This is a genomic window from Actinomadura rudentiformis, assembly GCF_008923185.1.
GTDB classification, from domain to species: domain Bacteria; phylum Actinomycetota; class Actinomycetes; order Streptosporangiales; family Streptosporangiaceae; genus Spirillospora; species Spirillospora rudentiformis.
Map to the genome: position 1 here is coordinate 13,930 of NZ_WBMT01000015.1, position 24,012 is coordinate 37,941.

Annotated in this window: 18 protein-coding genes and 1 pseudogene; 10 read left to right on the plus strand and 9 right to left on the minus strand. The window is 67.7% G+C overall.

Features of this window, described 5'->3' with window-relative positions:
* Positions 1-55: 55 nt before the first annotated feature.
* The 4 genes from murJ to F8566_RS29050 all read left to right on the plus strand — a co-directional run bounded on the left by murJ (position 56) and on the right by F8566_RS29050 (position 5,888).
* Positions 56-1,753 carry a murein biosynthesis integral membrane protein MurJ gene (gene murJ, locus F8566_RS29035; RefSeq protein ID WP_264159454.1) on the plus strand — a complete coding sequence of 566 codons (1,698 nt, stop codon included), beginning with the start codon at positions 56-58 and terminating at the stop codon, positions 1,751-1,753.
* Between the two features lie 215 nt (positions 1,754-1,968).
* On the plus strand, positions 1,969-3,546 hold the full coding sequence (locus tag F8566_RS29040; protein ID WP_151565040.1) for a protein kinase family protein: 1,578 nt from the start codon (positions 1,969-1,971) through the stop codon (positions 3,544-3,546).
* Between the two features lie 927 nt (positions 3,547-4,473).
* Positions 4,474-5,094: an RNA polymerase sigma factor SigM gene (gene sigM / locus F8566_RS29045; protein ID WP_192809911.1), complete on the plus strand. Its 621-nt coding sequence runs from the start codon at positions 4,474-4,476 to the stop codon at positions 5,092-5,094.
* Positions 5,094-5,888: an anti-sigma factor family protein gene (locus tag F8566_RS29050; RefSeq protein WP_151565041.1), complete on the plus strand. Its 795-nt coding sequence runs from the start codon at positions 5,094-5,096 to the stop codon at positions 5,886-5,888. Before sigM ends, F8566_RS29050 begins: the two co-directional genes overlap by 1 nt.
* Before the next feature lie 971 nt (positions 5,889-6,859).
* Here the strand turns inward: F8566_RS29050 and F8566_RS29055 are convergent.
* Positions 6,860-7,429 (minus strand): dienelactone hydrolase family protein, encoded by a 570-nt coding sequence (locus tag F8566_RS29055; RefSeq protein WP_151565042.1) that lies wholly within the window; start codon positions 7,427-7,429, stop codon positions 6,860-6,862.
* A gap of 189 nt (positions 7,430-7,618) precedes the next feature.
* On the opposite strand from F8566_RS29055, the gene trxB reads away from it, so the two are divergent.
* Together trxB and trxA are read left to right on the plus strand one after the other, a co-directional pair.
* Complete coding sequence (gene trxB / locus F8566_RS29060; protein WP_151565043.1) at positions 7,619-8,572, plus strand: thioredoxin-disulfide reductase; 954 nt, start codon at positions 7,619-7,621, stop codon at positions 8,570-8,572.
* Between the two features lie 92 nt (positions 8,573-8,664).
* Positions 8,665-8,979, plus strand: a complete 315-nt coding sequence (gene trxA / locus F8566_RS29065; RefSeq protein WP_225993625.1) for a thioredoxin — start codon at positions 8,665-8,667, stop codon at positions 8,977-8,979.
* A gap of 99 nt (positions 8,980-9,078) precedes the next feature.
* Here the strand turns inward: trxA and F8566_RS29070 are convergent, their stop codons facing one another.
* A complete protein-coding gene (locus tag F8566_RS29070; protein ID WP_151565045.1) occupies positions 9,079-9,417 on the minus strand; it encodes a hypothetical protein in 339 nt (112 codons plus the stop codon).
* Between the two features lie 424 nt (positions 9,418-9,841).
* Here F8566_RS29070 and F8566_RS29075 point away from each other — a divergent pair, with 424 nt between their 5' ends.
* A complete protein-coding gene (locus tag F8566_RS29075) occupies positions 9,842-10,444 on the plus strand; it encodes a TetR/AcrR family transcriptional regulator (protein ID WP_151565046.1) in 603 nt (200 codons plus the stop codon).
* Between the two features lie 25 nt (positions 10,445-10,469).
* Here F8566_RS29075 and F8566_RS29080 read toward each other — a convergent pair whose 3' ends face one another.
* The 3 genes from F8566_RS29080 to F8566_RS29090 form a co-directional block, all read right to left on the minus strand.
* Positions 10,470-10,910 carry a nitroreductase family deazaflavin-dependent oxidoreductase gene (locus F8566_RS29080; RefSeq protein WP_151565047.1) on the minus strand — a complete coding sequence of 147 codons (441 nt, stop codon included), beginning with the start codon at positions 10,908-10,910 and terminating at the stop codon, positions 10,470-10,472.
* Between the two features lie 559 nt (positions 10,911-11,469).
* Positions 11,470-12,126: a DedA family protein gene (locus tag F8566_RS29085; RefSeq protein WP_225993626.1), complete on the minus strand. Its 657-nt coding sequence runs from the start codon at positions 12,124-12,126 to the stop codon at positions 11,470-11,472.
* Between the two features lie 127 nt (positions 12,127-12,253).
* The gene (locus tag F8566_RS29090; protein WP_151565048.1) at positions 12,254-12,871 is read right to left on the minus strand and encodes a GNAT family N-acetyltransferase; all 618 of its coding nucleotides are present in this window, start codon (positions 12,869-12,871) and stop codon (positions 12,254-12,256) included.
* A 443-nt stretch (positions 12,872-13,314) separates the two neighbouring features.
* Between F8566_RS29090 and F8566_RS29095 the strand changes: the two genes are divergently transcribed.
* Together F8566_RS29095 and F8566_RS29100 are read left to right on the plus strand one after the other, a co-directional pair.
* Positions 13,315-14,553, plus strand: a complete 1,239-nt coding sequence (locus F8566_RS29095) for an aminotransferase-like domain-containing protein (RefSeq protein WP_151565294.1) — start codon at positions 13,315-13,317, stop codon at positions 14,551-14,553.
* 727 nt (positions 14,554-15,280) lie between these two features.
* The gene (locus F8566_RS29100) at positions 15,281-16,222 is read left to right on the plus strand and encodes a D-alanine--D-alanine ligase family protein (RefSeq protein ID WP_225993628.1); all 942 of its coding nucleotides are present in this window, start codon (positions 15,281-15,283) and stop codon (positions 16,220-16,222) included.
* Between the two features lie 2,030 nt (positions 16,223-18,252).
* Here F8566_RS29100 and F8566_RS29105 read toward each other — a convergent pair.
* The 4 genes and pseudogenes from F8566_RS29105 to rsmG form a co-directional block, all read right to left on the minus strand.
* Positions 18,253-19,247: pseudogene (locus F8566_RS29105) on the minus strand (IS481 family transposase).
* Positions 19,248-19,877: 630 nt separating this feature from the next.
* Entirely contained in the window at positions 19,878-20,861 is a 984-nt protein-coding gene (locus tag F8566_RS29110; RefSeq protein WP_151565050.1) for a ParB/RepB/Spo0J family partition protein, read from the minus strand.
* 43 nt (positions 20,862-20,904) lie between these two features.
* Positions 20,905-21,720, minus strand: coding sequence for a ParA family protein (locus F8566_RS29115; protein ID WP_151565295.1), 816 nt, complete (start codon positions 21,718-21,720; stop codon positions 20,905-20,907).
* Between the two features lie 329 nt (positions 21,721-22,049).
* Positions 22,050-22,736: a 16S rRNA (guanine(527)-N(7))-methyltransferase RsmG gene (rsmG, locus tag F8566_RS29120; protein ID WP_151565051.1), complete on the minus strand. Its 687-nt coding sequence runs from the start codon at positions 22,734-22,736 to the stop codon at positions 22,050-22,052.
* Positions 22,737-22,906: 170 nt separating this feature from the next.
* Between rsmG and F8566_RS29125 the strand changes: the two genes are divergently transcribed.
* The gene (locus F8566_RS29125) at positions 22,907-23,359 is read left to right on the plus strand and encodes a DUF6458 family protein (protein ID WP_151565052.1); all 453 of its coding nucleotides are present in this window, start codon (positions 22,907-22,909) and stop codon (positions 23,357-23,359) included.
* Positions 23,360-24,012: the final 653 nt, after the last annotated feature.

Consider the following 24,012-nt stretch of genomic DNA (forward strand, 5'->3'; position numbering starts at 1 on the left):
TGCTGCCGTCGCGGGAGCCGGTGCTCAGCAGACACGCGTAGACCTTCCAGCCGGCGTGCCCGGTGGGCCCGGCGCTCCCGGACCAGGCGACCCGGGAGGGCCTGGCGGCGAGCCGCCGTCCGACAAGGGCGCCTCGGGACTGCTGCGATCCGGGGCGATCATGGCCGTGGGGACGCTGGCGTCCCGGGTCACCGGATTCCTGCGTACCGCCATGCTGGTGGCCGCCCTGGGCACCGGCGCGGTCGCGGACGCCTACAACACCGCCAACACCGTTCCGTTCATCGTCTACGACCTGCTGCTGGGCGGCATCCTGACCGCGGTGGTCGTACCGCTGATCGTCCGCGCTCGGGAACGTGACAGCGCGTACGGCGCGCAGTACGAGCAGCGGCTGTTCACGCTTGCGGTGCTCGGGCTGTCGGTGATCACGGCGATCGCGGTGCTGCTCGGGCCGGTGTTCATCAGCATCTACGGCGGCAAGATGGAGGGCGACCAGCGCGATCTCGCGGTGCTCTTCGCCCGGCTGTTCGCGGTGCAGATCTTCTTCCTCGGCGTGAGCGCGTTCTCCGGCGCGATCCTCAACACCCGCAAACGTTTCGCGGCGCCGATGTGGGCGCCGGTCCTCAACAACATCGTCATCTGTTGCACGGCGGCCGCGTTCCTGCTGGTCAGCACCGGCAAGGTGACACCCGAGTCGATCTCGTCCGGGCAGATCACGCTGCTGGCGGCGGGCACGATCGGCGGCATGGCGCTGCAGACTCTGGCGCTGTGGCCCTCGCTGCGGAGCTCCGGTTTCCGCTGGCGGCCACGGCTCGACTTCCGCAAGGGCGAGCTCGGGCAGATGGGCCGGATGGCGATCTGGACTCTCGCGTACGTGATGATCACGCAGATCGGGTTCGCGGTGACCACCCGGCTGGCGAACGCGGCGGGCGTGGAAGGCCGCCAGGAAGGCATCGGGGACGTCGGCTACACCCCGTACTTCAACGCCTACCAGCTCTTCCAGCTGCCGTACGCGATCATCGGCGTCTCGGTGATCACCGCGCTGCTGCCGCGGATGAGCGAGCACGCGGCGGCCGGCCGCATGGGCGAGGTGCGCGACGACTTCTCCAACGGCCTGCGGCTCTGCTCCGCGGTGATCCTCCCCGCGGCCGCGCTGATGGGCGTCTTCGCCTCCGAGATCACCACCGTGCTCTTCGCCCACGGCAACACCAGCGAGAGCGACGCCCTGGTCATCGCCAACGTCCTGCGCGCCTTCGCGGTCGCACTCGTGCCGTTCGCCGCGTACCAGCTCATGCTGCGGGTCTTCTACTCGATGCAGGACACCCGCACTCCCACGTTCATCAGCGTCGCCGTCGTCGCCACCAACATCACGGCGTCGATCACCATGTACAGCCTGCTGCCCACCGATAAGATCATCGTCGGTATCGCCAGCGGCTTCGCGGTCGCTCAGACGGCCGGCGCGATCGTGGGCTGGGTGATCCTGCGCCGCCGCCTCGGCGGCATGGACGGCCGGCGTGTCTTCACCGCGTACGTGAAGCTGGCGGTGGCGATCTGGCCGCTCATCGGCTTCGCGTACGCGACGCACGCGATCATCGACGCCACCCTGGGCCTGGGCCTGCTGTCCGGACTGATCGCCCTGGCCGTCGGCAGCGCCGGCGGCGGGGTGCTTTACCTGTTCTTCGCGAAACTGCTGCGCGTCGGCGAAGTCCAGTCAATGATCTCAATGGTCGCCGGGCGCCTGCCTGGCCGAGGCTGAGCCGGGTTCCGTGACTACTGCGCACAGTGTGACGTAAGGGTAAATCGTGGCAAAGTGCACACGACGCGCGCCGATAAGGCATCCAGCGATCGGTGTAAGCACTACCATGTGGGGGACTACGGCTTGCGGGGCGACACCCTGGGGAACGCAAAGAGGAGGGTCGGAGGCGTAAGCTGCCACGCCACGAACATGACACTTTTGCGCAGGACGTTGCCGTGAGCACGTCAGTCATAGAGCCCGGCACTCGTCTCGCCGGCCGTTACCGCCTTGAAGAGCGCATCAGCGACTCCGGCGGATCCACGCTCTGGAAGGCCATCGACGAGATTCTGGCTCGCGCCGTGGCCGTCCGGACCTTCGAGCCCGACTTCCCCCGCATCGCCGAGGTCGTCACCTCGGCCCGCGCCGCCAGCCGGCTCACCGACCCCCGCCTCACCCAGGTCTTCGACGCCGACGACAGTGGCGAGAACGCCTATGTCGTCAGCGAATGGGTCGTCGGCGAGACCCTTGAGCAAATGCTCACCAAGGCGCCATTGGAGCCTGGCCGCGCCGCCACGCTGCTGTTCGAAGCAGCCGAGGCGATCTCGACCGCGCACGCCGCGGGCCTGGCCCACCTCTGCCTCACCCCCCGTGACCTGGTCTGGACGACCGGCGGCACCGTCAAGCTCCTCGGCATCGCCACCGACGCCGTCCTGGCCGACTGCTACTCCGACGACCCCGCCGCCGAAGACGTCCGCGGCCTGGGCGGCATGCTCTACGCCGCCCTCACCGCCCACTGGCCAGGCGCCGCCGACCGTTCCCGCCTGCCCGCCGCTCCGGAGACCGACGGCGTCCCCCACGCTCCGCGCCAGGTCCAGGCCGGCATCTCCCATCCGCTGAACGCCATCGCCTGCCGCGCCCTCGGCGTCGAGGTACCGGGCCAGAGCCCGATCACGACCCCCGCCGAGCTGGCCCAGGCCCTCCGCGGCGTCCCCCGTACACCTCTCCCGCTCTTCGCCGGCCTGGCCGCCTCTCAGCCGCCTCCGCCCGCCCCGCCCCGCCAGACACGCACCACCCCGGCCCCGGTGCAGCCTCCCGCACCGCGCCCCCAACCACCTCAGCCGCGCCAGCCGGTCTCCCACCGGGCGCCGCAACCCACCCAGCACCAGAGCATCCCGTCAGCGCCGACGGCCCCGCACTCCGCCCGCAAGCCCATCAGCCGAGGCCTCATGGGCATCGGCGCCGCCGCCCTCACCGTCATCCTCGGCCTCGGCATCTGGGCCATCTCCAACCTGGGCGACGACGACTCGGGCAAGAACAACAAGGCCAGCATCGGCAAGGCCGGCAAGAAGTCCGAACCCGCGCGCCCCACCACCACCAAACTCAACGTCGTCAGCGCCAAGGGCGTCGAGGAACGCTGGATGGGCGGGCCCGACTCCTCCATCGACAAAAATGTCGACACGGTCCACGACGGGGCCATGAAGCCCGTCTGGCAGTCGCAGACCTACAACAACGTTAACTTCGGCAATCTCGAGAGGGGCGTCGGCGTTCTGCTCGACATGGGCGGGACGGTCAAGATCTCCAAGGTTGAGGTGACCACGCCCGAGGGCGGCGCATCGATCCAGCTCCGGGTAGGAGACAGCGAGTCCGCCGCGTCGCTGCCAACCGTAGGCAGGAAGACCAGTACAGCCGGCAGCTTCAGCATCGTCCCCACTGCCGAAGCACGCGGCCGCTACGTGGTCGTGTGGTTCAGCCAGCTCCCGTCCTCGTGCAAGGCCAAGCTCAGCGAGGTCACCGTGTATGGCTCCAAGGCCTGAGGGGCCACCTGGCCGTCGACACCGCAGTCTTCGCAGACCAAAGGGAGAGGGACCCTCCGCCCAAGGCGGGTCCCTCTCCCTTATGTCAGCAGGTGGCGCTGCATGCCGGGGCGGCCGCGACACGGCCGCCCTCGCTGGGGCGGGGGCGCACGATCGGCAGAGACCGGGGTCTATTGGCCCTGCGCCTGCGCGGTCGACTTCCACCCGAAAGATCAGCACGGCGAGCTGCAGCGAGCCCTGGCGTCAGTAACTGGCGCTGCACGCTCTGCCCTGGTAACCGTTGCCGTCGTAGGTGGAGATGCAGATACGAGCCCGGTAACCCTTTCCGTCCCACGCCCACCCGGTCGTGTGCTTCGGCCGCGTGTTCTCAAGCCATCCAGCGGGCCCAACTTGGCGCCAGGGGCCCTTTCCCTTCCGCCGCTCAAGAGTCACACGGAAGTCGGCGTTGTACTTCATGCTGTTGTGGAATCGTCCTCGCGCGTAGATTCTGCCCTTGCCGGTTGTCGATGTCGAGACGCCCAGTGATCCCGTCGTACCGAACCACGCGCTTGCTGTAGTAGACCTTCGCCGAGGCGGGGGCGGCGGGGGCGACGACGAGCCCTCCGGCCAGGGCCGCGACGGCCACTGCTGTGATGCCTCGCCTGACATGCGATGTCATCGAGTGTGGTCCCCTTCGTCATGAATCAAGATCAACCGCAGCCTATGGGGGCTACCGGGAGGATTCCAGCGTGTCGGGCCGCCGGTTGTGGACGGTCGGGGAGGGCTTGATCGACGTAACATCTCCGCCGCGAATGGTGAGGCGGCCATATGAGCTGTGACGTGGGGTCGCACCAGTCGGTATCGTGCCTGTGAGCAGAATGTCCCCTCCCCTCAGGAATCTGTGGTGTCGACCCCAGCAGGCCAGACCGCACCCACGAGCAGGTGCCCATGGCGTCGGTGAGCATGCGGCGCGTGGACGAGGTTCCCGACAAAGAGCTGCTCGCCAGGCACGCTCAGGGAGATCCGCATGCCTTCGCCGAGCTGGTCAACCGGCATCGCGACCGCATGTGGGCGGTGGCGATCCGTACCCTCGGCGACCCCGAGGAGGCGGCGGACGCGCTGCAGGACGCCTGCCTGTCGGCGTTCCGCGCCGCCGGGCGGTTCCGGGGTGACGCGGCGGTCACCACGTGGTTGCACCGGATCGTGGTCAACGCCTGTCTGGACCGGCTACGGCGCAAGTCCGTACGGCCGGCGACGCCGATGGGCGACGACGCCACGTTCGACGCGGTGGCGCCGAAGATGCCCGATCCCACGGACGCCCACGGCGTATCGCTCGACGTTCAGTCGGCCCTGGCCCAGTTGCCGTTCGAGCAGCGAGCGGCGTTGATTCTGGTCGACATGATGGGGTACTCCGTCGATGACGCGGCCAAGGTGCTGGAGGTGCCGCCCGGGACGATCAAGAGCCGCTGCGCCCGGGGACGCGCGCGACTGGCGCCACTTCTCGTGCAACATCGGAACCGACGGGACCGCAAGAACGTCGGAGGTGTGGAAGGAGGTGGCATGCCCTGATGAACCCCGCTCACTATGACTACGACACCCTCGCCGATCTGGCCGAGGGCCTGCTCGAAGACGATCAAGCCGCCTCCGTCAACGCGCACCTCGACACCTGCGCCGAGTGCCGGGACCGATCCGCCGATCTTGCGGACGTCTCCCGGATCCTGGCGGAGGCACCCGTTCCGTCCATGCCCGCCGAGCTGGCCGCGCGCATCGACACCGCCATCGCGGCGGAGTCGATGAGCAACGCCACGGTGGTGAGCCTGGAGCAGCGGCGCGGAAGGCGGCACTGGCGGATCCTGTCCGCCGCTGCCGCGACGGTGGTAGTGCTCGGCGGCGGAGCTATGGTCGGCAAGGCGGCCCTGAACGGGTCGGGCGATAATGATCATTCGGCGACGGCGCACTCACCCGTCACTGACCGTAAGGATTCGAATAGCGGCGCCCCACAAGGTGCGGCTCCGTCGGAACGTACACAGACGCTCGGTGAGAGTGGCCAGCCCAAGGTGGCCGGCCCGTACACCGTCTCCCGCAGCGGGACGGACTACCGGCAGGGACAGCTGAACCAGCAGGTGGCGCGCCTCTTCGGCAAGGGACCGGAGCTGAAGGCCGGCGGTGGACAGACCCCTGATCCGCAACTGGCCCAATGCGTCTCGACGATCACCGGAGGGAAGAAACCGGACCTCGTCGACGTGGCCAAGTACGAAGGCTCGGACGCCACGGTGATCGCTTTGGCCGGAGCCAAGCCCGGGACCTGGAACGTCTGGGCCGTGGGCCCGAACTGCTCGGTCCTGAAGCGCGAGTCCGCCTGATCGAAAGCCCTCCCGCCCGCCCCGCATGGGACGCGGTCCGGAGGGCTTTCGCGTACGCGCTGGAGGCCACGGAGAGATCAGCGAGCATGCCCGGGAGTGGCCGCGACTGGTGACCGGTCCGCCCTGGATATCAATATCGCCACGTCATGGCTCCCGCCCCAGCATCCCCATGACACCGTGGGCCACCTTGGGGGTGGCCCAACTCACGAGCGGCGGCCGCCTTGGCGTGCACGTCTCCCAGCGTGGCCAGCACGTGACCGTCCATGCTCGATCACCACGCTCATGTAGGAAGCCTCCGCCACAGCCGACCCGGACGACGGCCAAGGCGTTCCCTCGTCAATCGTCACGTGCCCTGTTCCATGGAGTGGTTTGGTCTCGCGCGTGGTTTGGTCTCGCGCGTGGGTTGGTCTCGCGCGTGGGTTGGTCTCGCGCGTGGTTTGGTCTCGCGCGTGGGTTGGTCTGGCGCGTGGGTTGGTCTGGCCGCCTGGCTTGGTGCCGCGCGTGGCTTAGCGTCGCGCGTGGCTTGGTGTCGCGCGTGGCTTGGCGTCACGCCTGGCTTAGCGTCACGCGTGAGTTGGCGTCGCGCATGGGTTGGTCACGCGCGTGAGTGGGTCTCGTGCGTGAGTGGGTCTCGTGCGTGAGTGGGTCTCGTGCGTGGTTTGGTTTGGTGTCGCGCGTGGTTTGGTCTGGCGCGTGGTTTGGTGTCGCGCGTGGTTTGGTCTCACGCGTGGCTTGGCGTTACGCGTGAGTTGGTCACGCGCATGGGTTGGTCACGCGCATGGGTTGGTCTCGCGCGTGGCTTGGTCTCGCGCGTGGCTTGGTCTCGCGCGTGGCTTGGTCTCGCGCGTGGCTTGGTCTCGCGCGTGGCTTGGTCTCGCGCGTGGGTTGGTCTCGCGCGTGGCTTGGTCTCGCGCGTGGTGGTGGGCTGTCTGGGCCGGTGGCTTTGATGGCTGTGGGCGTCCTGGGCCGGATTAGAGGTCGGCTAGGAAGGCTTCGGCTGTGGCCCAGGCTTGTTCGGCGGCTTCGGCGTCGTAGTCGGGGAGGTCGGGGTCGGTGAAGAGGTGGCCGGCTCCTCGGTAGCGGTAGACCTCGGCGTCGGCTCCGGCTTTGCGCATCCGCAGGTACCAGGCGTTCAGCCAGTCGACGGGCTCGAACGTGTCGGGGTCGGCGACGTGCAGCTGCACCGGGATGTCGGTGGATGCGTCGTCGGCCAGGTCCGACGTACCGTGGAAGAGGAGCAGCCCCCGGGCCTTTTCGTCGGCGAGTGCGAGGTTCTGGGCGAGGGCGCCGCCGAGTGAGAAGCCCATGTACACCAGGCCCTCGTCGGAGAGCGGTGCGGCGGCGGCGACGGCGCGCTTGAGGAGCTCGTCCCGGCCGATCTCCTCCCGGATCGCGGCCCCCGCCTCGGCGTCGTCCACCACTCGCCCGTCGTAGAGGTCCGGGACGTGGACGTCGTGGCCGGCAGTTCGGAGCCGTTCGGCGGCCGCGTGGACGGCTGGTCGCAGGCCGTACATCGAGTGCAGGAGAAGAATCCGTGCCATGTGGTCAAGCTTATGACCAGGCAGACGAGCGGATCGGACCGTACGGGAATCACCGGGCCCTAGGATCGGTTGACGCCACTGGCAGGCCGGAGTCACCGGAGGCGGCGACCGGCCGCCTGACACCCTGGCGTACAGGAGGCGGGGTGGGTCCTCAGCCAGGGGGCCGGAAGAAGCAGAGAGGCGCAAAAAGTGAGCGACGTCCGCAACGTCATCGTCATCGGCTCGGGCCCCGCGGGCTACACCGCCGCGATCTACGCGGCCCGCGGCGACCTTAAGCCGCTGGTGTTCGAGGGCTCCGTGACGGCCGGTGGTGCGCTGATGAACACCACCGACGTGGAGAACTTCCCCGGCTTCCCCGACGGGATCATGGGTCCTGACCTGATGGACAACCTGCGCAAGCAGGCAGAACGCTTCGGGGCCGAGCTCATCGCCGACGACGTCACCGAGGTCGACCTCACGGCCGACCCGAAGGTCGTGAAGGTCGGCGAGGACGTCTACCTGGCCAAGTCTGTGATCATCGCGACCGGCTCCGGCTACCGCGAGCTGGGCCTGGAGAACGAGAAGCGGCTGTCCGGACGCGGCGTCTCCTGGTGCGCCACCTGCGACGGCTTCTTCTTCCGCGACCAGGACATCGCCGTGGTCGGCGGCGGCGACACCGCCATGGAAGAGGCGATCTTCCTCACCAAGTTCGCCCGTTCCGTCACCGTGATCCACCGCCGCCACGAGCTGCGCGCCAGCAAGATCATGCAGGACCGGGCGTTCGCCAACGAGAAGATCCGCTTCCTCTGGGACAGCGAGGTCGTCGAGATCCACGGTGACAACAAGCTCACCGGCGTCCGCGTTCGCAACACCAAGACCGCCGCCGAGGCGGACCTGGAGCTGACCGGGCTCTTCATCGCCATCGGCCACGACCCGCGCAGCGAGCTCTTCGCCGGGCAGCTGGAGACCGACGCCGACGGTTACCTGCTCGTCGAGGCCCCGACCACGAAGACGAAGATCCCTGGCGTGTTCGCCTCGGGCGACGTCGTCGACCACATCTACCGCCAGGCCATCACCGCGGCCGGCAGCGGCTGCTCCGCGGCCATCGACGCCGAGCGCTGGCTGCAGGACCAGGGCACCGCGGAGCTGACCCACCAGGTCTGAGCACCGCCGCGCAGATGCTGATCGGGACCCGAGTCCATGGGGGCCGGGTCCCGGCGGGGGACGACCCTGCCGTTCAGAATGAAGGAGACACCGTGAAAGCCGTGACCGACACCGACTTCGACGTCGAGGTGCTCAAGAGCGACAAGCCCGTCCTGGTCGACTTCTGGGCGGAGTGGTGCGGGCCGTGCCGGATGGTGGCCCCCATCCTCGAGGAGCTCTCCGCCGAGCACGGCGACAAGATCGAGATCGTCAAGATGAACATCGATGAGAACCCGCAGAAGCCCGCGCAGCTCGGCATCACCGGCATCCCGACCCTGCAGGTCTACAAGGACGGCGAGATCGTCAAGCAGATCGTCGGCGCCAAGCCGAAGGCCGTTCTGCTGCGTGAGCTCGCCGAGTTCATCTGAGCCATCGATCCACTGACCCTCGCCTCTCCCGCGGCGGGCGCATGAAACACGGCCCGTACCCCTTGCAAGTCAGGGGGTACGGGCCGTGCTCGTTCATCGTCAGAGCTTGATGACGCAGCCGGAGACGACCCAGCCCTTTGTGCTGCCATAGGTGATGTAGTAGTAAGTCGTGCCCGTGACGCCGCAGGCGGTGTACGAGGGGCCGGACGAGCGGCTGTTCAGGCACCCGGTGCGGTCCTTGTGGAACAGCCCGAGCGAAGTGCCGCCGATCGAGGCGCGAATGTGAATGCTCTCCTTCGCCTTGATCGGGCTGCTGCAGGCGGCCACGGACGCGGGCACAGCCGTCGTGGCCTGTGCGGCCGCGGTGCCGGCCAGGCCCGTGCCGGCGATCGTGAACGCGGCGGTGGCGGCCGGAGCGACGAGAAGCAGTCTCTTCATGGGGGTTCTCCGTTCGAACGAGCCTGGACGCCCGAGGCCGGCGGCCCTGGGCGATGTGCCGGATGATCTTCACTGCCCGAGCGTCACCGTAGAGGCAAATGATCTTCACGGAAAGATCAACTTGTGCCAGAGCCCGAGCTGATCATGGACGAAGAGCGACAGGGTCGTGGAGAGTCGGTACACGTTCCGCGCAGCCCGGCCGCTGTCGGGCGCAGCGCGGTTGTCCGGCTGAGTTTGTGGCGCCGCAGCCAGCACGCCAGGCGATGCCCGCGATACCCGCGCCGGAGATGAGGACGTTGGCGTTCTTCTTCGCTGGGGTCTCCTGGCCGTCCGTTGTTGTCTCGATGTCCGGGACGGTATTTGAGACACACGTGCAAGACAGTTGTTTTAGACGTTCGTTCCGGGCGTGTGTAAGCTCCTGGCCATGGGCAACCGTGAAGATCTGTTGGAGGGCGCGAAGCGCTGCCTGCTCGAGAAGGGCTACACCCGCACGACGGCGCGTGACATCGCGGCGGCCGCCGGGGTCAGCCTGGCCGCCATCGGCTATCACTTCGGGTCAAAGGATGTGCTGCTGACCGAGGCGTTGCGGCAGGCCATCGAAGAGTGGGGCGACGACATGGCCCGTATCTCGACCGCGTCCAAGAACGCCGTCGACGCCGATCCGGCGGAACGTTTCGCGGCCACGTGGACGAAGGTCACCGAGTCGTTCGCCCAGTCCCGCGCCCTGTGGTCCATCCAGTTCGAGATGCTCGCCTACATCGAGCGCGACCCCGGCCTGCGCCAGACGTTCGCCAAGGCCGGCAAGCAGGCCCGCATGGCCCTGGTCGACCTGTTCGGCATTCCTGCATCGGTGACCGACCCGCAGGAGGTGGAGAAGATCGGCGCGTACTACCAGACGCTGCTCAGCGGCCTGGCGGCCCAGTGGCTCCTCGACCCCGAAACCGCGCCCTGCGGCCGCGACCTGATCGAAGCCGCCCAAACCGTGGCCAAGGGCCTCCCGATCCCCACTGACTCCCGGACGACCTGACAGCCCTCCGTCCCGGACCGCTGGGTCAGATCCGTTCGAGGACGACGACCGGGATCTCGCGGGTGGATCTTGCCTGGTACGTGTCGTACGCGGGCCACCATGAGGTCATCAATCGCCAGAGGCGCGCCCTCTCCTCACCCTCGGCGGTACGCGCACGGACAAGGAACCTCTCACCCTTGATCTGCACCTGCGCCTCAGGGTGGGCGACCAGGTTGAGGTACCAGGAGGGATGCTTGGGGCCGCCGCTGAACGAGGACCCGATGAGCACGAAACGGTCCTCGTCTTGCCCGAAGAAGAGCCCTGTACGGCGCAGCTGTCCTGACTTCCTCCCCACCGTCGTCAGCAGCAGGTTGGTGACGCCGCCCTCCATGAAGCCGTCCTCGCCGTCGGTCGCGAGGTAACGGCGTACGTGCTCAGCCACGCTTGGCTCCGGGCTGTCGATCACCTCTGCGTCCCATACGGACATGTTCTTCTTCCTCCAACCGGCTTGTACGACGCGTCTGAGCGGACGATCAGGAGGCAGGGGCGCGGAGAGCTGGAGCAACGGCCGCGAGGTGGCTCTGCGCACATCGCCTGTCCACCGCCGTTTGGCCCCTTGCGGTGAACGTGGCGGTGGGAGCCAGGAAGGTAACTTGCGGCCGCTACGTCCCGTTCCGACCAAGCGAGGTGATCTCGACGGCTCTCGTTCCTGCGTCTGGTCCGTGGGTGTCCCCGATCCTCAATCCTCAGTGCTTCGGTTCCTTGTGGTGACTGAGGTCATCGTGCCGAGATCGGTGATCAGTAGAGAAGAAGGCACTTTGAAGTAACCCGGTCACCGCCAATGGAGTGAGCCGGTCACCGCCAATGCTCAGGTCCCTGGCGACCTGCTGGCCCTGTGAGGGACTGGCCCTGTGAGGGACTGGCTTCCGCCCTGGAGGTCGGTGCTCAAGCACCGGCCACCCCGGAGAAGGCGGGACGGGTGGGCAACACAATGGCTCGGCGGGCCGGAAGGAGTATTCCCCCGGCCCGCCGAGCCATGGATCCGGCTACGCGGAGATCGGCACCTGAGGGGCGTCGTCCTCGTCAGCGACCTCTTCGGTCACGCTCGGACGGTTCCTCTTGCGCAGGTAACGGACGACCTCGACCACGATGGTGACGCCGATGGCCATCCCGAGGCCGAGCACCACACCCTTGATGGGGTCGTTCTCGAACGCCATCCCGCCCAGGTAGCCCAGGAGCGTGCCGTACAGCGCCCAGCTGACGGCGGCCAGGGTGGCGAAGAAGGAGAAGGAGCGCAGGCGGTAGCCGACGCAACCCATCGTCATCGTGACCGCGGTGCGGCCGCCGGGGACGTACCGGGCCACCACGAGGATGAGCCCGCCGCGTTCGTGCATGGTCCGGCTTGCCCAGTCGAACGCCTTATGCCGGCGTGTGCCGGGCTTGAGCCGCGCCGTCAGGCGGCCGCCGGAGCCGCGTCCGATGAAGTAGGAGACGTGGTCACCGAGGAAGGCCCCGAGTGCGGCCAGGACCACGACGGCCACCACGTTCGGCTCGCCGGAGGCCGCGTAGACGCCCGCGGTGATGACCATGCTTTCGCTGGGCACCACCGGGAAGAATCCGTCGATCGCCGCCACCGCGAACAGCACCAGGTAGAACCACGGCGAGCTGACCGCCGTATGCACAAGATCCAGAATTCCGTCCACAGGAAGAGAATCTAGTGACGATCACTGGCCCGCGGATCGACCTTACGTCCATAACCACCCCCTACTTTGGGTGGGGTGTCGACCCGATCCTCCGGTGGGGGCGAGACGGCGGCGCTCTCAGGCGGCCTCAGACGGGACGGAGGGCACCCTCTGGGGTCATGGAGCCCAAGAGACGTTCCAGGGCCACCTCGACGTCCTCACGCCACGAGAGAGCCGACTTGAGCTCAAGCCGGAGGCGGGGATAACGGTGGTGCGGTCGTACGGTCTTGAACCCGACCGAAAGCAGGTAGTCCGCAGGCACCATGCAGCCGCCCTCCTCGCCCTTCAGGTCGCCGAAGGCCTCGATGGCCTTCACCGCCCGGCGCGTGAGGTCCTTGGCGACGCCCTGGACGAGCATCCGGCCCAGCCCGCCTCCGGTGAACTCGGGCAGGATGTGCGCGGTCATCAGCAGCACGGCGTCGGCGCTGACGGGGCTGGTGGGGAACGCGACCGAGCGCGGCACGTACAGCGGCGGCGCATACAACACGAACCCGGCCGGCGCGTTGTCCACGTACACGATCTTGCCGCAGCTGCCCCACTCGAGCAGCGTCGAGGAGATCCAGGCCTCTTTTTCGAGGTCGGGGTCGCCGTCCTCCACGGCGCGGTCCCGGCTCACCGGATCCAGCTCCCAGAAGACGCAGCGACGGCAGCGGCGAGGGAGATCGTCGAGATTGTCCAACGTGATGTTGACGAGACGACGCGACACCGGATCTGCACCCCTTGGTGGACCCGCCCGGTGGACCTCGGGTGGCGCGCGGCCGAGGACCGGACAAGGAGCGTGCTGGGAAACGGGTTTGCTCGCGCGGAGCGCCACTTCGCGGAAATTCCCGGCAACTACCCGGGTTCCTCAGGCATCGTATCGGACGGAAGGCTTCGCACCGCCGGAAGCACTATCCGGCGGGCGCAGACACCCCGACACCCCTCGAATTGTAAGCAAGGCTCAACGGAGAGTCACCACAAGATTTCGTCATATGAGGTCAAAGATCGCAGGCGCATCGGCCTGAGTTCTCGTAACACCAAGGGGCCGTCCCGGTCACATGACCGCGATGCCGTAGTTTGCAGTAAATCGAAACGCCACGGAGGTACCTCGTGGAACAGCACTCGCGCACAGATGCCTACTCCGATCGCTACGCCGCCCGTGCCGCCGGCATGGTCGCCTCTGAGATCCGGGCTCTGTTCGCAGTCGCTGCCCGTCCCGAGGTGGTCTCGCTCGCGGGCGGCATGCCGTACGTGTCGGCGCTTCCGCTCGACGCCGTCGGCCAGATGGTCGGCGATCTCGTCGCGCGCAACGGCGCCGAGGTGCTGCAGTACGCGTCGGCGCAGGGCGACCCGGGACTCCGTGAGCAGATCTGCGACGTCATGTCGCTGGAGGGCATCAAGGCCTCCGCGGACGATGTCGTCGTGACCGTCGGGGCCCAGCAGGCGCTGGACCTCATCACCCGGATCTTCGTAGACCCCGACGACGTCGTCCTGGCCGAGGCACCGTCGTACGTCGGCGCGCTCGGCACGTTCGCCTCGTACCAAGCGGACGTCGTCCACGTGCCGATGGACCAGGGCGGTCTCATCCCGACCGCGCTCCGCGAGACTCTCGAACGGCTGCGGATCGAGGGACGCCGGGTCAAGTTCCTCTACACGGTGCCCACGTTCCAGAACCCCGCCGGCGTCACGCTCACCCCGGCTCGCCGTGCCCAGATCCTGGAGATCTGCGCGGCGTACGACGTGCTCATCATCGAGGACAACCCGTACGGCCTCCTCGGCTTCGACAACGAGCCCATGCGGGCGCTCCGCGCGGACGACCCCGACCGGGTCATCTACCTCGGCTCGTTCTCCAAGACGATCGCCTCCGGCCTCCGCGTCGGCTGGGTCCTGGCGCCCCACGCCGTGCGCGCCAAGCTCGTGCTGGCCGCCGAATCCGCGGTGCTGTGCCACTCCAGCCTGACGCAGCTGGCGGTACGGGAGTACCTGACGACCCAGCCGTGGCGAGAGCAGATCAAGGACTTCCGCGAGCTCTACCGCGAACGCCGCGACGCGATGCTGGACTCGCTCGGGTCGCTCATGCCAGAAGGCTGCACGTGGACCCGCCCGGCGGGTGGCTTCTTCGTTTGGCTCAGTCTCCCCGAGGGCTTGGACGCCAAGGCCATGGCCCCGCGAGCCATCGCCCAACGGGTCGCGTACGTGCCGGGGACCGGTTTCTACGCCGATGGCAGCGGCCACAGGCACATGCGGCTTTCGTACTGCTACCCCGAGCCCCACCGCATCCGCGAAGGCGTCCGGAGGCTCGCCGGAGTGATCGAGCAAGAGATCGAGCTCCGCGACACCTTCGGTGGAGCCGGCGGCTCCGGCGCCCAATCGGCCTTTGTGGACACGCCAGGCCCCGAAACCCTCTAACCCCCGACCCCTACAGCGCCCCAGAGGAACCCCTCTGGGCGCTGCGCATAGAGGCCCCAGCCCGTCGCGCCCCGTGGGGATTCGCAGATCGTGTTAGCGCCGGTTCCAGCCGGGTCGGTCGGCTGCAACGTCAGCCATGGCCTCGTCCAAGTCGAGACACCAGAGGTCTGCCGTAAGCTCCGCATTTCCCAGCCGACGGAGGTGGTTGGACGGACTTCCAGGCCAAGGAGGGACAGCAGTCACCGCCAACCAAACCCACCTTGCACCCAGGGGCATCGGAGAACCCACCAGACCCTTCATCGACGGCCCCGTCCGCGTCGCAACCGAACTGCTCCATGAGATGGCCCACCCCAGCCGCGACTCACCAACCCCAGCAACCACAACGCCCCCGAACCCCCAGTCCTGCCTTCCATGTGATGCCCTGAGGCATCACCCACTCGCAAGACGAGTCAAACGTTGGTTCTGATGACTGCCGGGACTTCCCAGTCGCGGGCAGTTCCTCCGCCTTACGCAGCAGGGCGGAACCCCGTGCGGCCGCTGCCATCGGGCCTTGTCAGGGCGGGCCAGCGCAGTCGCGCAGCGATGATTCGCACATCTCCAGCTCGGTCACCGGCGCCGGATGAGGGCCTCCCGGGCACCCGGCCCCAACACGCCACCCCACCATTCTGGTTTCCTTGGAACACCGCCAAGCTGGTCTCCGCGGAGACACCGTCTGAAGGGCACTGGATTGGAACTCGGGCACGTGATCGTCCTTGCCGGGGGTCTCTCGTACGAGCGTGAGGTCTCCTTGCGCTCAGGTCGCCGGGTCGCGGACGCGCTCCGCGCAGCCGACGTCCCCGTGGAACTCCGGGACGCGGACGCCACGCTGCTGGACTCGCTCACCAACGATCCTCCGGACGCGGTGTTCCCCGTACTCCATGGGTCCGCCGGTGAGGACGGTTCGATCCGGGACGTGCTCGAACTCCTTGAGGTTCCGTACGTGGGGGCCCGCCCGGACGCGTGCCGGGTCGCCTGGGACAAGCCGACCGCCAAGTCCGTCGTCCGCCAAGCAGGCATCGCGACCCCTGCCTCCGTGGCCCTCCCGAAGGAGGTCTTCCATGACCTGGGGGCGGCCTCTGTGCTCGACAGCATCGTCGACCGGCTGGGCCTCCCGCTCTTTGTTAAGCCCACTCGCGGCGGCTCAGCCCTCGGCGCCTCCGTCGTACGTGAAGCAAGCGAACTACCCGCCGCAATGGTGGGCTGCTTCGCATACGGGGACGCGGCCCTCATCGAGCAGTACATCGAGGGCGTCGAGATCGCGGTCAGCGTCATCGAACGAGCCGGAGAACCCCTCGCCCTCCCGGCCGTTGAAATCGTCGCTCCCAGCGGCCTGTACGACTACACCGCCCGCTACGACGCCGGCGATACCGAATTCGTCACTCCAGCACGCCTCTCACCTGAAGCGGCCCAACGAGCGACCGCCGCCGCCGTGACCGCGCACCAAGCCCTGGGCCTACGCGACCTTTCTCGCACCGATCTCATCGTCGACGCTTCAGGTGAGGTCCACTTCCTCGAAGTCAACGTCGCCCCCGGAATGACCGAGACAAGCCTCCTCCCCCGTGCCGTCAGCGTCGCAGGCCTAGACCTAGGCTTCCTCTGCCGAGACTTGATCCTCCGCCGCTTCCCCTAACACGCCGCCCGCTGTTTCCCGTGAAACATCGCCCGCCGCAACCCGACGCTCCCTCACCGGCACATCCATCGGGCGCCCCCGCCCAACCACCCGGGAAAGACCATGGTCACCGCCGCGTGATGTCCAGCCCGACGAAGACGAGGCGCGCTCCAATCCCCGCCACCGAGCGCGGGCCGATCGCCCCGCGCGAGCTGCCGAAGCCGGACCGCCCGCAACCGATAGATCACGTCCCCAGCCGCCGCAACCGTGTCTGACACTGCCGCCCCCCGTGGCGAGCGCGGCGGCTGGGAACGCGGCCCGTCGATCACCAAGCTCGCACGCCTTGGGACACCGCCGCACAATCCTTCGGCCAGGCCTGAGCCCAGTCGCCAAGGAATTTCACAGAGCCTGTGCCGGTGCCTCACCAAGGCTCTGTGCCACGCAGCTATCAGCCGAAGCCGACATGCCCGGGATGACGTGATCAGGATGCACGCCTGCTCTGCCGCCATCCTCCCCCGTCAAAGGTGTGGAGCCGGTCGGAAGATCGCCGTGTCAGCCAGCTACCACCCACAAGGAGGGCAAGAGCAGGCCGATCGCCTACCTCCACGTACCAGACGGCACTGATCTCAGTACGAAGCAAGAGCTGCTGAAGGTGCTCTATGAGGCCCCCCGCACGAGGCCTACCCATTCCCGACGCCACGGGATCTTCCTGCACGAGTGGCAGGCACCGATCCCCCGCCAGACTCGGGGGAGCGCACGCGGCCGAGACTGGCGGCTGCGCCCGACGCCCAAGGCAACACCGCCCGCAAGCGAGAACGGGGGACCATGCCCCATCGGGACCCGCCAGCCGTTCCACCAAGGACCATCGCTGCAAAAATCAGCCAAGCCCCCGTCGGGATAGCCCGCGCCGGCGTTGTCGGGCCCAGCCCACTGCCCTGCCGGCCTTAGCCACAACCATCGGCTGCTAAATCTCCGCAGATGATTCCGCGCAACTCCCTCTTGCAGACGATTGCCGGGATCGGTGCCCCTCCGGCCGACGCAACCCGGCGGACCTCTGCCCAGCCCGCCATGCTCTGTACTCCTCCCGCGCTCACTACATCCTGAAGGGTGACCCGCGCCGTTCTACTACCCGTTCATGCTGTTCCTGCTGGCGATCATCTCGATCGTCCTGCATCTGGCGCTGCCGGTGAGCCTGGTGCAGTGGTCGGCGAACATGGTCAATCTGGGTGCCCTGATCTACCCGTTAGATTCAAGGATGGGTCCGTTTTGCGCGTCCTCACAGGGCCAGGTCGACAAAGGCTTTTCATCGCCTCGATCAGCCTGGGCGGCTGGCCCCGGCCGTTGCCCGCTCCCGACCGGTTGCCCATACCAGTGTCCGAGGCACCGCCCCCGAGCTCGGCCAGCACGACCCAGCACCCGGTCACGGGCCCGCCCGATCGGGGTCAGTCATGCGCTGATCCGGCACGAATAGCCGACCACCATCACCGACACGGGCGGTCGACTGCCGCCCGCCCTGCCAGCATCCGTCAGGGTGCCCGCTGTCTTGGCCGTCGCCCATCACTGTCCGCCGCCCGTCTTGGTGGCTCGGTTCCTGAACGGGGCGGCGGAGAGGCCAAGCACTCCAGGCCATGGCCTCCCACCATGAGGCAATCTGCTGCCTGAAGGCTGAGCCACGTGAGGGTTGTTTCGATCCCCGGCGCCTCGATCGGCAGAGGCCCTCCACATCACCACCATTCAAGTCATGGCTCTTGCCGCCCACGAGGGCGGCTGTATGGGTGGCAGTCTGCGACACCTCAGCCGATGTTTCATGTGAAACATCGCCGCCTGATACGCCTTTCACGCTCGTGTGGGCATTCTCTAAGGCCCTCTCGCTAAGGCTGGCCGTCTGAGGGTTCACTTCTGAGGACGCACGACGGCACAGGCAACTTGTGCTGCGTCAGCCGCTGTATGCCTTGGGCTCCTCCGCGCACCATGGGTACTCGGCGTGGAGCCTGGCTGGTGTTCTGTCGAGCGCGTCGACATCTTCGACCCGATTTGTGAGGACACAAGGGCTAGGTGTACTGCTCAGGGATGTTGGTCAACCTGGTGATGGGTGGTTTGCCGCCGGTCTGGGCCGGTGGTGATTGTAGTGATGCAGCCAGGCCGGTAACGCTTTGCGGCGTGCCTGCTGCAAGCTGTGGAAACGGCCCCAGGGCCCAACTGTCGGCCAGGGTGCGGTGGAAGCGTTCGACCTTCCCGTTGGTCTGTGGCCGGTAGGGCCGGGTCTTCTTGGGCTGGATGCCAAGCTCGGTGCAGGCGTCGCGCCGGGCGTGGGACTTGTAGGCCGAGCCGTTGTCGGTCAGCACGCGTTCGGTGGTGACGCCGCGGGTAGCGAACCAGGCGACAGCGTTGCGCAGCACGGCGATCGCGGCGGCGGCCTTCTCGTCGTCACAGATCTCGGCGTAGGCGAGGCGGGAGCGATCGTGGACGACAGTGTGCACGAACGCGGTGCCGACCCGGGGCTCGTAGCGGCTGTTGCGGGCTCCGATGCGGCGGGCGGTGGCCTCCCGGTTGCGTTCGCCCTGGATCCGGCCGACATAGCGCCAGCCGCCGCCGTCGGGGATGTTGCCGAGCTTTTGACGTCGATGTGCAGCAACGCGCCTGGGTGGTCGTGCTCGTAACGGCGGACCGTTTCGCCGGTGGCGCGGTCGATGCATGACAGCCGGTTGAGGCGGCATCGGGTCAGCACGGCGTACACGGTCGAGGCCGGCAGCCCGAGGCATCCGGCGATCTGGACTGGGCCCAGCCGCTGCTTCCAGCGCAGGTGCACGATCTTGCGTACCGTCGGCTGCGAGGGCCGGGCCGGGCTGCGGTGCGGCCGCGAGGACCGGTCGGCCATCCCGGTCACGCTCAACTGCCGGTACCGCTCGGCCCCCAGTGTTTTGGCGGTCGGCCAGGACATTTGGTATCGCTCGGCGGCTCCGGCGATCGACCAGCCGTCCTCGACGATCAGACGCGCCAGCCGAAGACGCGCGCGAGGGGTCAGGGCAGCGTTAGCGTGGGACACGAAGGCCTCCTGTTGGCGGAGCGGTTCCTAGACAGCTCCGCTCCACAACCGGAGGCCTTCACCTTTCACGCAGACACACACGGACAGACCGTGTCGTCACACAACCTCAACCAAACTCAGCTAGAGGCCGACCACGCGCGTTCGCCGGGGTCTGGTGACACGCCGGAGTGATGTCCCTGGTGCCGGTGAGCCTCACTCTCGATGAAATCTGAGCGCTGTTGAGGGTGGGGAATGTGGAGCAGAGCCAGTCAGACTGCGGCGGCCGACCGATCAGGGGGCAGAAGCTGCAGCAGATCGTGCGGCCGGGGGAAGCCTGGGCCGATCCGGGTGCGCCGGGCAATGATCACAGTGGCGCCGGCGTAGGGGGCGACGGTTCCGGCGATGGCGCATCTGGCGGCGCATGGGGACACCGCTCGGGGCGTCATCTATGCCTTCAACGATTGGGAGATTGGCCGCGGTGGCGCCTAACTGTGGGCATGGCGGCCTTGTGGGGGCAGTGGGTTCGGGCGGAGGAGGCTCCTCCGGTCGTGGCAGGCGATGAGTTTTGTGTTCGGTGTCGTTGAGGGTTCATGTGGGACGACAAATGGAAACGCCCCGGGTGGGGCCGGGGCGTTTCGGTGGCTGGTGCGGTCAGGCGTCGGGGTCGGCGATGCCCTCGTCGTCGGGGACCATCGTCTTGATGATGCGGTCGAGGTCCTCCAGGGAGGCGAACTCGACAACGATCTTGCCTTTGTTGCGGCCTAGGTCTACGCGGACCTTGGTCTCGTAGCGGTCGGAGAGGCGGTCGGCCAGCTGCTTGAGGGCGGGCGCGACGGGCTTCTTGCGCTTCTGGCGAGGCGTCTGAGGGCTGTCCTCGACGTCGCGCATGGCGATGATCTCTTCGACCGCACGAACGGAGAGGCCCTCGGCGACGATGCGGGCGGCCAGGTTTTCCTGGGCCTCGACGCTCTCCAGAGAGAGGAGCGCCCGAGCGTGGCCCGCCGAAAGGACGCCGGCGGCGACGCGGCGCTGGACCGCTGGAGGCAGGTTGAGCAACCGCAGGGTGTTGGTGATGTGCGGGCGGGAGCGCCCGATGCGGGTGGCCAGCTGCTCGTGGGTGGCTCCGAAGTCCTCCAGGAGCTGCTGGTAGGCGGCGGCCTCTTCCAGCGGGTTGAGCTGCTGGCGGTGCAGGTTCTCCAGGAGCGCGTCCCGGAGCATGGCGTCGTCACCCGTGTCGCGGACGATCGCGGGGATGACGTCGAGGCCGGCGAGCTGCGACGCGCGCCAGCGGCGTTCGCCCATGACCAGCTCGTACTCGTGGTCGGCCGAGTCAATTTTGCGGACGACGATCGGCTGGAGGAGGCCGACGATGCCGATCGACTCGGACAGCTCCTCGAGCGCCTGCTCGTCGAAGTTCTCCCGGGGTTGCCGCGGGTTGGGACGGATGGCGTCGAGCGGGAGCTCGGCGAAGTGCGCGCCGGCGACCGGCTGCATGGCCGGGGCGGCCGCGCCGTCCGAGCCGTTCGGGCCGCCGGGGAGGCCGGGCTCGCCCGCCGTTCCCGGGGTACCCGGGGGCGGAGCGGTGGGAATCAGGGCACCCAGCCCCTTGCCCAGACCTCGTCGCTGCTGGCTCACGCCACCTCCCCGTGCGGCCGCCTGGCCACGTGTGTTTGGACGCTCACTGCGCTGCTCCGCGGTGGGCGATCTCGGATGCGGCCTCGCTGTAGGCGAGCGCACCACTCGATCCCGGATCGTACGTCATGACGGACTGTCCGTAGCTCGGAGCCTCAGAAACGCGGACGCTTCGGGGGATCACCGTGTTGAGCACGACGTCACCGAAGTGATCGCGAACGTCGTCAGCCACCTGCGCGGCCAGGCGTGTGCGGGCGTCGTACATCGTCAGCAGGATCGTGGAGACGTTCAGATCCGGGTTGAGGTGCGATTTCACCAGGTCGACGGTACGGATTAGCTGGCCGAGTCCCTCCAGCGCGTAGTACTCGCACTGGATCGGAATGAGCAGCTCGTCCCCGCCGACGAGGGCGTTGACGGTCAACAGGCCCAGCGACGGCGGGCAGTCGATGAGGACGTAGTCGAACTTGTCCTTGTCGTACGCGTCGAGCGCGCGACGCAGCCGGGACTCGCGGGCGACCTTCGAGACCAGTTCGATCTCGGCGCCGGCGAGGTTGAGGGTGGCCGGAGCGCAGAAGAGATTGGGTATGTCCGGTGCCGGCACGACGATGTCGGCCAGCGGCATGTCCTCGATGAGCACGTCATAGATCGACGGGATCTCGGCGTGGTGCTCCACCCCGAGCGCCGTGGAGGCGTTCCCCTGCGGATCCAGGTCGACGACCAGGACCTGGGCGCCGTGCATCGCGAGCGAAGCGGCCAGGTTGACCGAGCTCGTGGTCTTGCCGACCCCGCCCTTCTGGTTGGCAATGGTGACCACGCGGCATTCGGCGGGCTTGGGCCACTCCTTCTGCTTGCGGCCCGACATGGCCTTGATCACCGCCACCGTTGTTTCTTGTGAAACATTGGCGTCCTTGAGCGCCTCGCGCACGAGCTGCGACTCCCCCTGAGATGGTCCCTTGCGCGGACCTGGCGGCTCCTGCGTGCCCCCGTTGGTCGGTACGTAGCCGACGTTCTCCGCGGTCCCGGACGTTGTGTTCCCCCACATCGCATGCCCGGAAGGCGTCCCCGTCGACTCGCCGGACGCCGCCTCCACGGATTCCTGGGCCTCCGGCGCCGCGCCCTCGTCAGGCGCGGAGACGTTGTCATCAGGGGATTCGTTGGCGCGGTCAGGCCAGCCCAGTCCTGGTCCCGTGCTCATGAAGACCTCTTCCTCGACCTTTTAGCGTCGCCCTTCCCGACCAACCGACCCCGGCCGGACTGCCGGCGGGGTTCGCGCTCGGCGACCACACGGACAAGCGTTGTCGGCGGCTCGACCTTACCGCGCCCGACTTGGAGTAGTTCAGTCGTACGTACACCGAACCGCTTCAGGACAGGCTGAGCTTCTTCCAATTCGGTCGCCGCACGCTCGCCCTTCATCGCCAGAAGCTCACCGCCGGGGCGCAGAAGTGGCAGTGCCCATTTGGCGAGACGTTCCAGCGGAGCCACGGCGCGGGCGGTCGCGATGTCCACGGAAAGCTCCCGGGCGGCCTCTTCCGCCCGGCCGCGGCGTACCTCGACGTTCTCAAGCTCCAGCATCTCGACGACCTCGTTCAGGAAGGTCGTCCTCCGGAGCAAGGGTTCCAACAGGGTGATCGAGAGGTCCGGCCGTACGATCGCCAGCACGATCCCCGGCAGTCCGGCGCCCGAGCCGATGTCCACGACCTCGGCGCCCTCCGGAATCGCCTCCTCCACGACAGCGCAGTTGATCAGGTGCCGTTCCCAGAGCCGATCGACCTCGCGGGGCCCGATGAGGCCCCGTTCGACTCCGGCGTCGGCGAGAAATTCCGCATAGCGCTCCGCCAGCGGTAGTGCATCGCCGAAAACCTCACTCGCAATCCCCACCGTACGAATCGTTCCACAAAAAGTCCTGGGGGCGCACACATGAAACGACCAGCACGAAGACTGTTCGGACCGCCACAAGGGGCTTACCAGCCGCAGCCACAGGCATATTCGCCCCTCGTCGGGTAGGTGCAAGGCAGCAGCCCGTCCGAAAACGGAAGGAGCTCCGAGTCATGGGAGTGGGAGTCAGTCTCGCCTTCATCAGCTTGGGTGCGATTCTTGCGTTCGCCCTCCGCGTCGAACTCTCCGGCATAGACATCCAGCTCGTCGGTTGGATCCTCATCCTGGCGGGGGCCATCAGCATGGCCTTCACCCTCCTGTACACCCGACCTCGTCGCCGGGCAGGCCTCATGGTCGGGGCCGACCCCGGTTACACCGAACCTGCTGAGCCCGAGGCGATCATCCACGAGGAACGCACCGTCGAGCAGACCCCCAACGGCCCGGTCGAGCATGTCGAACGTGTCATCGAACGGCCCGGCCACGTGGCAGATGCGCCGCGAGGCCACACCTCACAGGATCCGGCACGAGCGCAGGATCCAGCCATCGCGCAGGACCCCGCGGCACAAAACCGACCCCACGCCACCACCCCGCCGCTGCGTCGCGCCCCGCACGAACGTCCTTCCTAACCGCTTCCGCAGGGCAGGGACCGCCTGAAGAAGGGGGACGCGCCCGGTCAACTGGTCGCCCGGCCTTGCCCAGTCGCCCGACCTTGCCCAGCCTCCTGGTCCTTGGCCGCGTGGTCTCTGATCACCTCGTCCCTGGCCGCGTAGTCCCTGGCCGCGTGGTCCTCGGCCGCCCGGTCGCCTGGTCCTTGGTCGTCTCATCCCTGGCCGTCTCGTCCTTGGCCGCGTGGTCTCTGGTCGCCTGGTCGGCGACATATCGTCGATAGTTCTCATGAGTCGCCGGGGCGCCGACTCCTGTACCCATCCGAACACCCTCTGTGAATCTCTCCACAGGCTCTATCCACAACGCTCGCCCGCGATCCACACTCACGCGCGTTCAGCTTGCGCATGCAGATGACATACATCACAGGAGACTTCGGGCTCCGGCGTGATCGCCGCCGAAACGAGCCCATCCAGCCGAAACCCACTCCAGCGCCGCACTTTTGCAGGAAGGGACGCCTAGTCGGAGTCGCCCGACGCCCCGCCCTCCGCTCATGCGTTCGTGGCCGTCCAGAGCACCATGGTGTTCCGCTATCAACAGCGCCATCCACATCCCAGCGGCGCCCAAGCTGGGGATAAGACAGCCTGAGCCGCCATCCCGAGAGACGTGCGCCAGA